Origin of the sequence: Gordonia hongkongensis, assembly GCF_023078355.1 — a bacterium.
Classification (GTDB): domain Bacteria; phylum Actinomycetota; class Actinomycetes; order Mycobacteriales; family Mycobacteriaceae; genus Gordonia; species Gordonia hongkongensis.
Genome location: NZ_CP095552.1, coordinates 1,431,990 through 1,446,514 on the forward strand (window position 1 = coordinate 1,431,990; position 14,525 = coordinate 1,446,514).

At 67.9% G+C, this 14,525-nt stretch carries 11 protein-coding genes; 5 read left to right on the top strand and 6 right to left on the bottom strand.

Going from position 1 to position 14,525, the window contains the following annotated elements; genetic code table 11:
• Window positions 1-31: 31 nt before the first annotated feature.
• From MVF96_RS06515 to MVF96_RS06525, 3 genes are read left to right on the top strand one after another with little or no spacing between them, the layout of a single operon-like run.
• Complete coding sequence (locus MVF96_RS06515; RefSeq protein WP_159371845.1) at window positions 32-877, top strand: FAD:protein FMN transferase; 846 nt, start codon at window positions 32-34, stop codon at window positions 875-877.
• Complete coding sequence (locus MVF96_RS06520; RefSeq protein ID WP_065630795.1) at window positions 874-2,448, top strand: FAD-dependent oxidoreductase; 1,575 nt, start codon at window positions 874-876, stop codon at window positions 2,446-2,448. The genes MVF96_RS06515 and MVF96_RS06520 overlap by 4 nt, the downstream gene beginning before the upstream one ends.
• A gap of 9 nt (window positions 2,449-2,457) precedes the next feature.
• A complete protein-coding gene (locus MVF96_RS06525; protein ID WP_247451694.1) occupies window positions 2,458-3,006 on the top strand; it encodes a molybdenum cofactor biosysynthesis protein in 549 nt (182 codons plus the stop codon).
• A gap of 165 nt (window positions 3,007-3,171) precedes the next feature.
• Here the strand turns inward: MVF96_RS06525 and MVF96_RS06530 are convergent, their stop codons facing one another.
• The 3 genes from MVF96_RS06530 to pruA all read right to left on the bottom strand — a co-directional run bounded on the left by MVF96_RS06530 (window position 3,172) and on the right by pruA (window position 7,380).
• Window positions 3,172-4,431: an HNH endonuclease signature motif containing protein gene (locus MVF96_RS06530; RefSeq protein ID WP_247451695.1), complete on the bottom strand. Its 1,260-nt coding sequence runs from the start codon at window positions 4,429-4,431 to the stop codon at window positions 3,172-3,174.
• Between the two features lie 352 nt (window positions 4,432-4,783).
• Window positions 4,784-5,734, bottom strand: coding sequence for a proline dehydrogenase family protein (locus tag MVF96_RS06535; protein WP_247451696.1), 951 nt, complete (start codon window positions 5,732-5,734; stop codon window positions 4,784-4,786).
• A complete protein-coding gene (pruA, locus tag MVF96_RS06540) occupies window positions 5,734-7,380 on the bottom strand; it encodes an L-glutamate gamma-semialdehyde dehydrogenase (protein ID WP_247451697.1) in 1,647 nt (548 codons plus the stop codon). Before pruA ends, MVF96_RS06535 begins: the two co-directional genes overlap by 1 nt.
• A 74-nt stretch (window positions 7,381-7,454) precedes the next feature.
• On the opposite strand from pruA, the gene MVF96_RS06545 reads away from it, so the two are divergent.
• Entirely contained in the window at window positions 7,455-9,053 is a 1,599-nt protein-coding gene (locus tag MVF96_RS06545; protein WP_247451698.1) for a PucR family transcriptional regulator, read from the top strand.
• Window positions 9,054-9,128: 75 nt separating this feature from the next.
• Complete coding sequence (locus MVF96_RS06550) at window positions 9,129-10,007, top strand: SDR family NAD(P)-dependent oxidoreductase (RefSeq protein WP_247451699.1); 879 nt, start codon at window positions 9,129-9,131, stop codon at window positions 10,005-10,007.
• Between the two features lie 20 nt (window positions 10,008-10,027).
• On the opposite strand, the gene MVF96_RS06555 is transcribed toward MVF96_RS06550, so the two are convergent.
• From MVF96_RS06555 to MVF96_RS06565, 3 genes are all read right to left on the bottom strand, one after another.
• A complete protein-coding gene (locus MVF96_RS06555) occupies window positions 10,028-10,441 on the bottom strand; it encodes a MerR family transcriptional regulator (RefSeq protein WP_247451700.1) in 414 nt (137 codons plus the stop codon).
• 20 nt (window positions 10,442-10,461) lie between these two features.
• Window positions 10,462-11,961, bottom strand: coding sequence for a SulP family inorganic anion transporter (locus MVF96_RS06560; RefSeq protein WP_065630823.1), 1,500 nt, complete (start codon window positions 11,959-11,961; stop codon window positions 10,462-10,464).
• Between the two features lie 238 nt (window positions 11,962-12,199).
• Window positions 12,200-14,371, bottom strand: coding sequence for a glutamine synthetase III family protein (locus tag MVF96_RS06565; RefSeq protein WP_058251564.1), 2,172 nt, complete (start codon window positions 14,369-14,371; stop codon window positions 12,200-12,202).
• Window positions 14,372-14,525: the final 154 nt, after the last annotated feature.

Below are 14,525 nucleotides of genomic sequence, written 5' to 3' on the forward strand. Positions count from 1 at the left end.
CGGCACCGGGCACCACTGGGCGTTCGAGGCGATCGGCACCCGGTGGACGATCAGCACCCCGGAACCACTCCCCGCCGATGTCGTCGACGCGGTGAACACCGAGATCGACCGGATCGACCGGGCCTGGTCACGGTTCCGGGACGATTCGACGGTCGCGCAGATGGCCAGGGAGGCGGGGCGATACCCGATCGCCGACTCCGACCAGGCGCTGGTCGACTGGTACCGCCGTCTGTACGGCCTCACCGGCGGCGCGGTGTCGCCGTTGGTGGGGCGCACGCTCGCCGAGGCCGGTTACGACGCGGCGTACACGCTCCGCGCGTCGGCGCCGGTGCCGACGGCGCCGGCCTGGGAGGCGGTGATCGGTGAGCATGTCGGTGCGCTGGAGATTCGCGAACCGGCTCTGCTCGACGTGGGTGCGGCCGGAAAGGGATTCGCGGTCGACCGGGTGGCGGAGATCGTCGGCGGCCACGTCGACGACTTCGTGGTCGACGCAGGTGGGGACATGGTGATATCGCCGCGTTCCCGCGGACTGCGGGTGGCGCTGGAGCATCCGCTGGACACGACGAAGGCGATCGGCGTCGTGTCCGTTGCCGGCGGCGCGATCTGCGCCTCGGCGAGCAATCGGCGGGTGTGGGCCGACTGGCACCACATCGTCGATCCGCGTACCGCCTCGCCCGCGCGGGAGGTGCTGGCGACCTGGGTGATCGCGCCGTCGGCGATGGAGGCCGACGGCTTGGCGACGGCGCTGTTCTTCACGCCCGCGGCGTTCCTGCGCGGCGATTTCGACCATCACCGTGAGGGCTTTCATCACGTGACCATCCGACGCAACGGGAGTGTCGAACACACCGCCATCCCCGGATTGGAGTTGTTCCTGTGACAACGCTTCTGCCGCAGCTGCTCTCGCCGATCGACGCGGCCCGGCGGCACCTGACCCCGTATCGGGCGGTGCTCTGCGGGCTGGTGGTGCTGTCCGCAGTCGCTTTCGTCGTTTCGGCGACCGATGCCGACTTCGGTTACGGTCCGGATGAATTGGCGGTGTGGCTGGTCGTCGCGGTCGGGTTCAGCGGGGTCGTGAGCTACGTCTGCGCCGGCGTGCTGCGGGTGCCGCCGAACTCGGATTCGTGGCTGATCACGGGACTGATCCTGTTCTTCGTCCTGCCCGGCGGCTCGGAGGACACCGCCGTCGCCACCGTCGCGGTGGGCGCCGCCATCGCCGCGGCGTCGAAATATGTTCTCGCATGGCGTCGTCGGCTGATCGTCAATCCCGCGGTCGCGGGTGCGGTCGGTTGTTACGCGCTGGCATACGCCGGTGTCGAGGGCATCAGCTTCCCGTTCTGGTGGGTGGCCGCCGATCCGCTGTTCGTCCCGATGGTCGTGATCGGTGCGGTGGTCGTGACGTTGATCCGCGAGTGGCGACTGGCCCTGGTGTTCATCGGCGCCTCCCTTGTCACGATCGGGGTCGTCGAACTGGTACGCGGCGGCCAGGATCTGTCCACATGGGTGGTGTCGAGTCCGATGCTGTTCGTGGCGGCGATCATGCTGCCCGAGCCGCTGACGTCGCCGGCCACCGAGCTGCACCGACTGGTGTATGCGGCGTTGGTCGGTGTGCTCATGCACTGCCAGTACACGATTGCGATCACCGACGCGTACACGTTGGCGTTCGTGCCCGAGGTGGCGTTGCTCGTCGGATGCCTGTACGCGTTCCTCGTCCGACTGGTGTCGGGCACTGCGCGCCGGGTGCCGCTCGACGTCGTCACCGTCCCGGTGGCCGACCGAACCTACGTGGTGCGCGGTGAACCGGTCGGTGGCGCAGCGGTGTTCCGGGCGGGGCAGTGGTCGAGTGTCAGTGTGCCGCGGTGGTCGGCGCCGGTGTGGTCGGGTTCGCGGCGGGTCTTCTCGTTCGTGTCCGCGCCCCGGCAGCAACCGGTGGAGTTCGGCTTCACCGTCGCCGCGGCGCTGTCGACCTACAAGGCAGCGCTGGTCGACGGCAGCGTACGCCGGGTCTACGTCGACGAGATCGGTGGGGACTTCGTGCTGCCGCGGTCGTTTCCGGCGACCGGATCGGTGGTGTTGATCGCCTCCGGGATCGGGATCACTCCGTTCGTGTCGATGGTGCGGGAGCTGGTGCAGTCGGGCCACGATCTCTCCGGCCTGACCATCGCGCACGTGCTGCGAGATCAGGGGCGTGCCGTGTACGCCGATGACCTGGAGCGCGCCCGGGCCGCGAACGCGCGCATTGCGACCGTCGAGGCGCCGGAACTCGCCGACGGGATCGACGATCCCGCCCGGCTCGCCGAACTCATCGGTCCCAGCGCTGCGGGCGCACACTACTACGTGTCAGGTACGCCTGCGTTCGTCGAACGGACGTCGGCGGCGGTCCGCCGCCTCGACGGTTCGACGCGGTCCCGGCCGTGGCGTGTCCACACCGACTCGTTCTCCGGATACTGAACGCGTCTGATGGAGTTCGAATACCACTGCGAGATAATCACCTTCGTCGTCTCGCCGAAGCACGCCTACTTCGGTAGGCCGAAGGACGGCCCGGCCGACGAGGTCGAGACCCGCACCCCAGACTCGGTGGAGATCGTCGCCGACAAGGGGATTCGTGGTGATCGCTTCTACGGAATCCGGGCCCACACCGAGGCGGCCATGACGTTTCTGGCGCTCGAAGCATGGATGGCGGCGGCGGCTGACGCCGATCCGGTTCTGGCCCGCCGCAACGTCGTCGTGCGTGGTGTCGAGCTCGATCCGTTGCGGGGACGCGAGTTCGAGCTGGACACCGGGTCGGGTCCGATCCGGTTCCGCGGCGGACGCCCTGCTCATCCGTGTTCGTGGATGGACACCGTTGCCGGGGACGGGGTGCGCAAAGCCCTGATCGGACGTGGTGGACTTCGGACGCAACCGCTGACGTCGGGGACGCTGAGCGTCGGTCCCGCGGTCTTGCGCACCGACGTCGAACTCGACGCCGCCCGCGCCGCCGACCAGGTGCGGCGGGCGCAGCCGATGTAGCGAGGGGCGACGATGGTCTGCCCCGCGGACTCCGTTCCCCTCTACATGTGGAGGGGAACGGAGCCGACTGCTATGTCTCTGTGGAGTTGTCAAGGGACGGATGCGGTCCCGGGGTGTGGCCCGGGTTCGGAAGGTGCTACGCGAAAGTGTGTGTCGGACGGCCGGTCAGGCGGCGTCGTCGAGTCGCATGGTGCGGCGGTTGTAGGCCGGTAGCGGTCGGCGGTGCGGGTCGATATTGGCGGGCGGGACGAGCCACGGGTGGCGGTCGAAACCCATGACAATGTCCCAGCCGTGATGGTGGACCTGGGTGTGGCAGCGTTGGCAGAGCAGGCAGCCGTTGTCGAGGTCGGTGGGTCCACCCTCGGCCCACGACTTGATGTGATGCACCTGCGTATGGGACGGCGGTGCACCACATTTGACGCAGCACGCGTCGCGGACGATGATCGCTTTGCGTAGGTGTGACGGATACAACCGGCGGGTGTGACCCATCTGTAGTGGTACGCCCTCACTATCGAGGATGATCTCCGTGAGCGAGCCGTCGCACGAGACCTGTTTCGCGGTGGCATGGCTGACCGATCCGGTCCACGGCAGCGTTGCGAGGTCTCCGGTCGCGGGGATGGTCAGCATCAATTGAGTGCGCGGGGAACCAACGGTATCGAGGGTAGCGCCGATCGCGGCTTGGTCGAGGATCAACTCGAAGGCGTCGGCGCGGCGTTGCTCGGCGGTGCGTCGATCTTCGGCGCCGTCGGGTTCGGGCCTGGGGCACGAGCGCTCATCGATCATCGTCAGGAACTTCTCGCCGACCACCTGGGTGAGCTCGGCGCGGACTTCGACGCGGCCGTCGTCGGTGGTGTGTGCGTTCACCGAGTTCAAGCTTGCATCGTCCGACGCTCGGATTCCTGCGCCACAAGCATCGGCGAGAGCGTTGCCGATGACGTGAGCATGCTTGAGCACCTCAGTCGGTGTTGCACCGGATAGTGCTTGGGCGATGAGTTCGATCTCAAACCGCGAGCGCTCGTCGCCGGAAAGCGCCTCACCACAACGTCTATCGAGCTCGTTCATGCCGCGGACGATGGCATCGACGACCTCGCCGGACTGCCGCCCATCGGCGGTATGACGCGCCAAAGCGGGCAGGTTGGGCAGCGCGTCGACACTCCGCATGGTGCGGAGGGCGGAGGCCGGCGCATGTCCAGACTCGATCAGCAGCTTCTTGGTGGTGCTACCGGTCTTCTGTGCGACTCCGAGGGCGTCGAGTTGCGCTGCGTGCGCGGCGATCTGGTGGTCTGCGAGGTTGCGGATCAGGCGCCACGTGTCGAGGGCGTCGAATGTTGCTCTGCCCGTTGGGTCGTCGGTGGGTGGGGTGGTTCCGATGAGTTGATCGAGGAGAGTGGCTAGCTCTGGCATGACTCCAAGGTACAGGAACATTCGTTCGATTTCGAGGGTTTTCCACAAGCCGAGAACCGCGAATTCGTCCGCTGTGCAGTGTTTTTGGTTGACAGTGCGTCGATTCGCGTTGACTGTCGGGACTATCTCGCGTATCTGCCCGAATTGTGACCGACAGACTTCAACTCGACTCCCAGACCTCGATCGAAGTCTGCCGGTCGAGTTGAAGTCTGGCGGTCGCCGGCCCACCGCCCTCTGGTAGTTGCTGTGCTCGACCCCGCGGGCGGCTTTCAGCGCTCCGGCAACCGCAGATCCAGCGTTTCGGATCCGGAAGCAGTGGCCCAGTGCCGCACAGTCAACGAAAACCGACGCACAGTCGACTGGTCGGGGGGCCTCATCCGGCCAGCGCGCGCAGAAAGAACCCCAGGTTCGCCGGACGTTCGGCCAGGCGTCGGACCAGGTACCCGTACCACTGCTCGCCGTAGGGGATGTAGACCCGGACGCGTGCGCCGGCGGCTGCCAACCGGCGCTGCTCGTCGGCCCGTATTCCGTACAGCATCTGGTGTTCCCAGCTGTCCGGCGCGCGACCGAATTCGTCGGCGAGGATTCTCGCGGCGTCGATCATCCTGGGGTCGTGGCTGGCGACCATCGGATAACCGGAGCCCTTCATCAGTATCCGGAGGCACCGCTGATAGCTGTCGTCGACCTGGCGGCGGTCGGTGAACGCGACCGCGGGCGGTTCGGCATAAGCGCCTTTACACAACCGGATTCGGGCGCCCGACGCCGCGAATTCGGCGCAGTCGTCCTCGGTGCGGCGCAGGCAGGCCTGCAGCACGGTCCCGGTCTCCGGGAACTCGGAGCGCAACGACCGCACGATCGCCAGCCGCTGGTCGACGGTGGTGTGATCCTCGGCGTCCACGGTGACCACGACGTCCAGGCCATCGGCCGCCTCGACGATCGTGCGCGCGTTCTCCTCGGCGATCTTCGCGCCGTGCTCCGGCAGTGCGAGACCGAGCGCGGTCAGCTTCAGCGACACCTCCAACGACCCGGCAGGTGCCGGACGGCGTCCCGACAGAGACTCGAGCAGAGCCAGATACGCGGTCACCGTGGCGTCCGCCTGGGATTCGTCGAGGGTGTCCTCGCCCAGGAAGTCGACCGAGACGGAGAGTCCGTCGGCGAGTTCGGCCCCGACGGCGGCCATGGCGGCGTCGAGCGACTCGCCCGGCACGAATCGGCGGACCACTCGTCCGGTGACCGGCCACCGCTGGGACGCGTCCTTGATCCGCTCGCTGCGCGATGCCGCGACGATCGCGGGCCGCAGCACGGTGTCGAAGACGGACCCCATCACAGCGCCGTCCAGTCGGCGACCATGTGCGGGTACGACGAGGTGGTGGGAGGTGAGAAGGTCTCCTTGATCGTGCGGGTCGAGGTCCAGCGCATCAGGTTCTGCTTCGACCCGGCTTTATCGTTGGTTCCCGACGCCCGGCCGCCGCCGAAGGGTTGCTGCCCGACCACGGCGCCGGTCGGCTTGTCATTGACGTAGAAGTTGCCCGCCGCGTTCCGCAGCCGGTCGGAGGCGAGCGCGACCGCGGCGACATCGGTCGCCATGACCGACCCCGTCAGTGCGTACTGCGCCGTCGAATCGACCAGGCCGAGAATGGTCTCGTAGTCGGCGTCGTCGTAGACGTGAACCGCGAGGATCGGACCGAAGTACTCTATGGCGAACGCCTCGTCGGTCGGGTCGTCGGACACCAAGACCGTGGGTCGGACGAAGTACCCCTCGGTGTCATCGCAGACGCCGCCGACCGCGACGGTCAGCGACGCCGACGACTTGGCCCGGTCGATGGCCGCGACCTGCTTGTCGAACGCGCGCCGATCGATCATCGCACCACCGAAGTTCGTCAGATCTCGGACGTCGCCATAGGCGAGTTCGTCGGCCTCGCCGAGGAACTCGTCACCCATCCGCTCCCACACCGACCTGGCGACATACGCGCGCGACGCCGCCGAACACTTCTGTCCCTGGTACTCGAAAGCGCCGCGCGTCAACGCCGTTCGCAACGCATGAGGTTCGGCCGAGGCGTGCGCGACGATGAAGTCCTTGCCACCGGTCTCGCCGACGAGGCGCGGGTAGTTCCGGTAGTGCTCGATGTTGGCACCGACCTCACGCCACAGATGACGGAACGTCCTCGTCGACCCGGTGAAATGGATCCCGGCCAGATCCTCATCGGCGAGAACGACATCCGAGACCGCGGCACCGTCGCCGTGGACGAGGTTGATCACCCCGGGCGGCAATCCGGCGGCCTCGAGCAGCGCCATGGTCAGCTGCGCGGAGTACGCCTGGGTGGGGGAGGGTTTCCAGACGACGGTGTTGCCCATCAACACGGGGGCGGTGGGCAGATTGGCGGCGATGGCGGTGAAGTTGAACGGGGTCACGGCGTAGACGAACCCGTCCAGTGGACGGTGGTCGAGCCGGTTCCACACCCCGGGCGACGACTCCGGTTGCTCGGCGAGGATCTCACGCGCGAAGGCGACGTTGAACCGCCAGAAGTCGACGAGCTCGCAAGGGGCGTCGATCTCGGCCTGCTGCACCGACTTCGACTGACCGAGCATCGTCGCCGCCGCGATCCGCTCGCGCCACGGCCCGGCCAGCAGCTCGGCGGCGCGCAGGATCACGGCCGCGCGGTCGTCGAAGCTCGTGTGAGCCCAGTCGGGGGCGGCGGCGCGAGCGGCGTCCACCGCGGCGCGGGCGTCGTCGTGGGTGGCGTTGGTGATGAAGCCGAGTACCTCGCGGTGTGCGTGGGGCTGGACGACGTCGATCTCCTCACCCGCCCCGAGGCTCAGGTGGCCGCCGATGATGTGCGGGAACTCGCGGCGGCCGGCATGCGACTGTCGCGCCAGCTCGTCGACGATGCGCGCACGCTCGGGCGAACCGGGGGCATAGCTGTGGACGGGTTCGTTCGACGGTCGAGGGGGAGTGGTGATGGCATCCATGACCTCAGTCCACCGTCCCTTTCGACGTCGCGATATGGCCGATCAGCCGAGGTGGGTCTCGTAGTCTTGTCCGTATGGACAAGACGGCCGGTATCGCGCTCGGGCGGTTGGTCCTCGCCCTTGACCAGACCGTCGCGACCCTGGTCTCGTCGCCCCGCGGTCTCGACGCGCCGGTGTCGACGATGGCGATGGTCGACGCCGACGACGTGCACTACGGGCTCGGGCACGCCGCCCGACCCGCCGACCTGTTCCTCCTGGTCGGACTCGCCGACGACGTCGTCGTGGAGTGGCTCGGCGGCCTCGGCGCGCACCGCCCGGTCGCCGTACTGGCCAAGAACCCCGCACAGACCCTGGTCGGCCTCGCCGATCGACTGGGCATCGCGGTCATCGCCATCGATCCGCACGCCCGCTGGGAACGCATCTACAACCTCGTCACCCGGGTGCTCGACGCCGCACGCGGCGCGGTCGGGAGCGGCGAGTCCATGGAGTCGGGAAGCACCGGCGACCTGTTCGAGCTCGCCGCGGAGGTCGCCCGCCGGACCGGTGGTCTGGTGAGCATCGAGAACGAGCACGCGCACGTCCTCGCCTACAGCTCGGCTGGCGAGGAGGCCGACGAGTTGCGCAGACTGTCGATCCTGGGCCGCGAGGGGCCGCCGGAGATGCTGGCCTGGTTGCGGGAGTGGGGCGTGATGGACGCGGTCCGGAAGTCGTCCGGAGTCGTGATGGTCGACGCACGCACCGATCTCGGACTTCGGCCGCGTCGCGCGGTCGCCATCCGTCCGGCGTCGGGCCCACACAGCGATCGCTCCGACGTCCTGATGGGGGTCGTCTGGCTGCAGGAGGGGTCGCGCCCGCCGGCCCGCGACACCGACGAGGTACTCGTCGGCGCCGCAGCTGTGGCGGCCCGGGTGATCTCGCGACGGCGTTCGGCAGGCTCCGACCACGATCAGCGGGTCCGGCGACTCCTCGGTGTCGGCGGAGTCCCGGTCGACACAGACCACCTCGCCGCCCAGCTCGGCATCGCGCCGACCGCCACGGTGACGGTCGTGGGGTTCACGGCCCCCGACGGCATCCGCGCCGGGCAGGTCTCGGCACTCATGCTGCACGCCAGCGCTTTCAGTCGGCTGTCGGTCACGGTCACGATCGGTGACCGCGCGTACGTCGTGCTCCCAGGCGTCCCGCTCGACGACGCCGTCACGTGGGCGCGGATCTCCGTCGATGCCGCCGACCGCCAGTTCGCCGTGTCGGCACGCGCAGTCGTCGCCGGCCCCGACACCATCGCCGCCGCAACCGATCTGCGCTCTGCGATCGATCGTGTCCTCGACGCCGCCGGTCGCGACGCCGACCTGATCGACGACGTCACCACCGTCGAGCGATCCCGCACCGGGGTGCTGCTCGCCGAGATCATCGGATTGCTCTCGGAGAACCCCGATCTCGTCGACAGTCGAGTCGCCGGGCTCGCGGAGCTCGACGCTCGCAGCGGCAGCGAGTTCACCGCGTCGTTGCGCGCCTACCTCGACCATTTCGGTGACGTCCGCGCGGCGGCGGCGGCGCTGCACGTCCATCCGAACACCTTGCGCTACCGCATCCGTCGAGTGCAGACCCTGACCGGGATTGATCTCGACGACCCGGCGACGCGTCTCGTCGTGGCACTGTCCCTGCGTGTCCGGTGAGAGTCGCTGCGCCCCCGAGTCCCACCCCGACCGAGTGCCACCGCGCCCGGCCGGCCGCTGGGTACCGTGGCGCCCATGCCCTCATCGTCGAAGTCCCTGTCCGACCTGACCGGCTCGCGGGTCGTCGTCACCGGTGCGACGAACGGTATCGGGATGGCCACCGCCCGCGCGCTGGCCCGGGCCGGTGTGCAGGTGGTCCTGGCCGTCCGCGACACCGATCTCGGCGCCCGGCGCGCACGGGAATTCGGCGGTGACTGCGAGGTGATCCGGCTCGATCTCGCCGACCTCGCCTCGGTGCGGACCTTCGCCGAGGAACTCGACGGTCCGGTCGATGTGCTGGTCAACAACGCCGGCATGTTCCCGCATCAGCATCGGACGACGCGGGACGGTTTCGAACTCGGCATGGGCACCAATTTCCTCGGGCCGTTCGCCCTGACCAATCTGCTCCTGCCGCGCATCAGGCGGCAGATCGTGTCGGTGGGTTCGGAGGGGCATCGCCGCGCCCGCATCGACCCCGCCGACCTGGACCTCCGACGCACACGGTGGTCGTCGCCGCGGGCCTACACCGGGTCGAAACTCGCGGTGATGCTGTGGGGCCTCGAACTCGACCGACGGTTGCGCGACGTCGGGTCGCCGGTGACCTCGATGCTCACCGATCCCGGCTGGGCCGCGTCGAACATCTCGAACAAGCCGGGCCTGGGCGTTCTGCACCGCGCGGCGCAGGGCCTGGCGGGTGTCGTCGGCAACGATCTCGACGCCGGCGCGGCACCCACCCTGCACTGCCTGGCCGAGCCGATCCCGCCGGGCAGCTACGTGGGGGTCGACGGACCGTGGGGACTGCGCGGCCGACCGGTGCTGTCGGGCCGATCGCTCACGGCGTGCGACTACGAGCTGGCCGGTCGACTCTGGACCGAGGCCGAGGCCCGCACCGGTACCCGGTGGCCGCTGGGGTAGGGCCCACGTGCCCTGCCGGATCACGCCGGATCGGTCAGTCGATCCGACAGCTGAGCGGTGAGTTCGTGCGCATATTCCAGTTGCCGCTCGAGCTTTTCGCACGCCAATCGTGCGCGCTGCCGGAACTCCGCGACCTCCTCGAGTGCCGTCCGCCGGTCCGCCGGCGCCGCGTCGGAGTCGTCGAGGACACTCTCGGCGTGCAGGAGTGCGCGCATGTCGTCGAGGGTGAAACCGAGAGGCTTCATCCGCCGGATCACGAACAGCCGATCGATGTCGGCCCGGGTGTACAGCCGGAAGCCCCCGGCCGAGCGGGCGGACGGGACGACCAGACCGACCTCGTCGTAGTGGCGGATCGTCTTGATGGACAACCCGGTTTCCGTTGCCACCGTGCCGATCTGCAGGTGCTCGGCGGTGTCGGTCCCGTCGTCGGTCACGACCTGTCCTCTCTACCCGGTCAGCCCTCGCCGCCGAGCTGTCCGCTGAGGCGTCGATGACGCTCGGCGCTGTGGTCGTCGAGGCCGACGATGGTGGCGGTCTTGCCCTTGGCTGCGTACTTGGTGGTGACGGCATCGAGCGTAGCGACCGTCGACGCGTCCCAGATGTGTGCGCCGCTCATGTCGATGACGACGTCGTCCGGGTCGCCGACATAGTCGAACTGGTACACGAGGTCGTTGCTGGACGCGAAGAACAACTCGCCCCGCACCGCGTAGACGCGGGTTCCGGGTTCGGGATCGGCGACATCGACCACCTCCGTGAAGTGGGCGACCCGGCGCGCGAACAGGACCATCGCCGTCAGGACGCCCACGATCACCCCGTACGCGAGATTGTGGGTGGCCACGGTGACGACGACGGTCGCGAGCATCACGGCCATCTCGCTCTTCGGCATGCGCCGCAAGGTCTTCGGGTTGACGCTGTGCCAATCCAGGGTGCCGACCGACACCATGATCATGACGGCGACGAGCGCGGCCATCGGGATCAGCGCGACGATGTCACCCAGCCCGACGACCAGGATGAGCAGGAAGAGTCCGGCCAGAAACGTCGAGATGCGGGTGCGGGCCCGGGACTCCTTGACGTTGATCATGGTCTGGCCGATCATCGCGCATCCGCCCATGCCGCCGAAGAGACCGGTCACGATGTTGGCGATGCCCTGACCGGTGGCTTCACGCGTCTTGTCGGAGTGGGTGTCCGTGAGGTCGTCGACGAGCTTGGCGGTCATCAGCGATTCGAGGAGGCCGACGAGTGCCATGGTGAAGGCGTAGGGCGCGATGACCGTCAACGTGTCCCAGGTCGACGGAACGTCGGGGATGAACAGGCTGGGCAGACTGTCGGGCAGGTCGCCCTCGTCGCCGACGTCGGGGACGGAGAACCCGACCGCGAGTGTGACCGCAGTGAGCAGCACGATCGCGACGAGTGGTGATGGGATCGCCGTGGTGAGCCGCGGCAGACCGACGATGATCGCAAGCCCCGCCGCGACGAGGGGATAGACCAGCCACGGCACCCCCAGCAGGTGGGGGAGTTGAGCCGTGAAGATGAGGATGGCCAGTGCGTTGACGAATCCGACCATCACGCTGCGCGGGATGAACCGCATCAGACGGGCGACACCCACTGCGCCGAGGACGATCTGGATGACCCCGGCGAGGAGCACCGCGGCGATCAGGTGATCCAGGCCGTGACTGGCGACCAGGGGCGCCACCACCAGCGCCACCGCCCCGGTGGCGGCGGAGATCATCGCCGGACGGCCGCCGACGATGGCGATCGTCACCGCCATCGTGAACGAGGCGAACAGGCCCACCCGCGGGTCGACCCCGGCGATGATCGAGAACGAGATGGCCTCGGGGATGAGCGCGAGCGCGACCACGAGACCGGCGAGGACCTCGGTACGCAGGCGCCGCGGGGAGCGCAGGGTCGCCAGCACCGACTGTTGTCGGGCAGGAGTCAGCACCTCGGCCGTCATCGGCGTCTCGACTTTCGTGAGGTAACGGAAACGTCTGTCGCGGAGGGGGTCACCCACCCTCGCGGGCGTCGGGCGATTCCGACGGCCGACGCCGCCCCGCAGGACGGACCAACTCTACCCTCAAGGGAGGGTAGAGATGCTAATGCGGGTGCGCGGATGGGCGTCACGCCACACAACTCCAGGCGCGCAACAACACGCCCCCTGCGCGATGCGCAAGGGGCGTGTCGACGATGCGGGATCAGAGAATCGTGAGCATCTCGTTGTAGGTCGGCAGCGGCCACAGATCGTCGGCGACGATGGACTCGAGGGTGTCGGCGACCTCGCGGACCGCGGCCATGGCCGGGACCAGTTTCTCCAGCGCGTACTTCGACTCCTCGAAGGTGGACTCGCCGTGCATGCCGGCGATACCGGCATCAAGGGCCGTCAACCCGTCGTGCAACGTGCTGATCAGTCCGGTCAGTTCCTCGAGCAGCGGTGTGGGAGCCTCGATTCCGGCCATCTTGAGCGACGCCGCCGTCCCGGCGAGCTCACCCTGGTACCGGATCGCGGCCGGCATGATCATCGTCTTGGCGATCTCCGCGGTCTCCTTGGCCTCGACGAGGAGGGTGAGCGCGTAGTACTCGAAGATGACGTCCTCGCGGGCCTCGAGCTCGCGGGCCGACAGCACGCCGTACTTCTCGAAGATCTCGACGACCTCCGGCGAGGTGTACTCCGTCACCGCGTCGACCGTCGTCCGCAGGTTCTTCAGTCCGCGGGCGGCGGCCTCTTCCTGCCATTCGTCGGAGTAGCCGTTGCCGTTGAAGATGACCGAGCCGTGGGCATTGACGATCTCCTGCAACACCTTCTGGACGGCGTCCGCGAGTTCGAGACCGTCGGCGAGGAGCTTCTCGAGGTCCGAGGCGATGAAGTCGATGGAGTCGGCGAGGATCGTGTTGATGGCGACCATGGGATCGGAGATCGACTGATTGGAACCCGGTGCGCGGTACTCGAACCGGTTGCCGGTGAACGCGAAGGGGCTGGTGCGGTTGCGATCCCCCGGATCGGCTTTGAGGGGCGGCAGGGTGTCGACCCCGAGTTCGATGACCCCCGCGGCCTTGGAACCGGTGGCGCCGCCCTTGGCGATCTGCTCGAAGACGTCCATCAGCTGGTCGCCGAGGAAGATCGAGATGATCGCCGGCGGAGCCTCATTGGCGCCGAGACGATGATCGTTCGACGCCGAGGCGACCGCCGCGCGGAGGAGCCCGCCGTAGAGGTGCACCGAGCGGATGATCGCGCCGCAGAAGGTCAGGAACTGCATGTTCTCGTGCGGGGTGTCGCCGGGATTGAGCAGGTTGCCCTGATTGGCGTTGCCGAGCGAGAAGTTGACGTGCTTGCCCGAACCGTTGACGCCGGAGAACGGCTTCTCGTGCAGCAGGCATTTCATGCCGTACTTCTCGGCGACGGCCTTCATCGTGGTCATCATCAGCTGCTGATGGTCGTGGGCGAGGACCGACCGCTCGAAGACCGGTGCGATCTCGAACTGGCCGGGCGCGACCTCGTTGTGCCGGGTCTTCGCCGGGATCCCCTGCTTGAACAGCTCGCGGTCGAGTTCGATCATGAACGACAGCACGCGTTCCGGGATGGCACCGAAGTAGTGGTCGTCGAACTCCTGGCCCTTCGACGGCGGTGCGCCGAACAGGGTTCGGTTGCAGGTCATGAGATCTGGTCGCGCATAGAAGAAGTGCTCGTCGATCAGGAAGTACTCCTGCTCGGCGCCGGCGTAGGAGACGACGGTGTCGACGTCGTCGTGGCCGAAGAGGCGGAGCAACCGCATGGCCTGCTTGCTCATGGCCTGTTGGCTGCGCAGGAGCGGGGTCTTCTTGTCGAGGGCCTCGCCGGTCCACGAGATGAAGATCGTCGGGATGCAGAGGGTGTTGCCGTTCGGGTTCTCCAGGATGTACGCCGGGCTGGTGACGTCCCAGCCCGTGTAACCGCGGGCTTCGAAGGTGCCGCGCAGACCGCCGTTGGGGAAGCTCGACGCGTCGGGCTCGCCCTGCAGCAGCGTCTTGCCCGCGAACTCGGCGAGCGATGCACCGGTGGAGTCGGGTTCGAGGAATGAGTCGTGTTTCTCGGCCGTGAAACCGGTGAGCGGGTAGAAGACGTGGGCGTAGTGGGTGGCGCCCTTCTCGATGGCCCAGTCCTTCATGGCCACCGCGACGTAATCGGCGAGGGTGGGGTCGAGCGCGCAGCCGGTGTCGACGGTTGCGGCGACCGCCTTGAAGACGTGCTTGGGCAGCCGCTTCTTCATGACCGACAGGCTGAACACATTGCGCCCGAACGTGTCTGCGAGGGGTTCGGTGAACCCCGGCGCCGACACGTCGTAGGTCGTCACGGCCTCGATCGCCTGTCGGCGGGACATGCTGCCACTCATGGATACTCCTGGATGATCTGGGCCCCCCTGTGCGCGGGGGCGCACGACGACGTCGCTACGCCGTTTGTCGCAATTGCGAGCGCTTCGACGCTATGAGCTGGGTGTATGCGCCCGATTGCCCCTGTGTGACGCCGAGGAAAACTAGTGCCCCTCG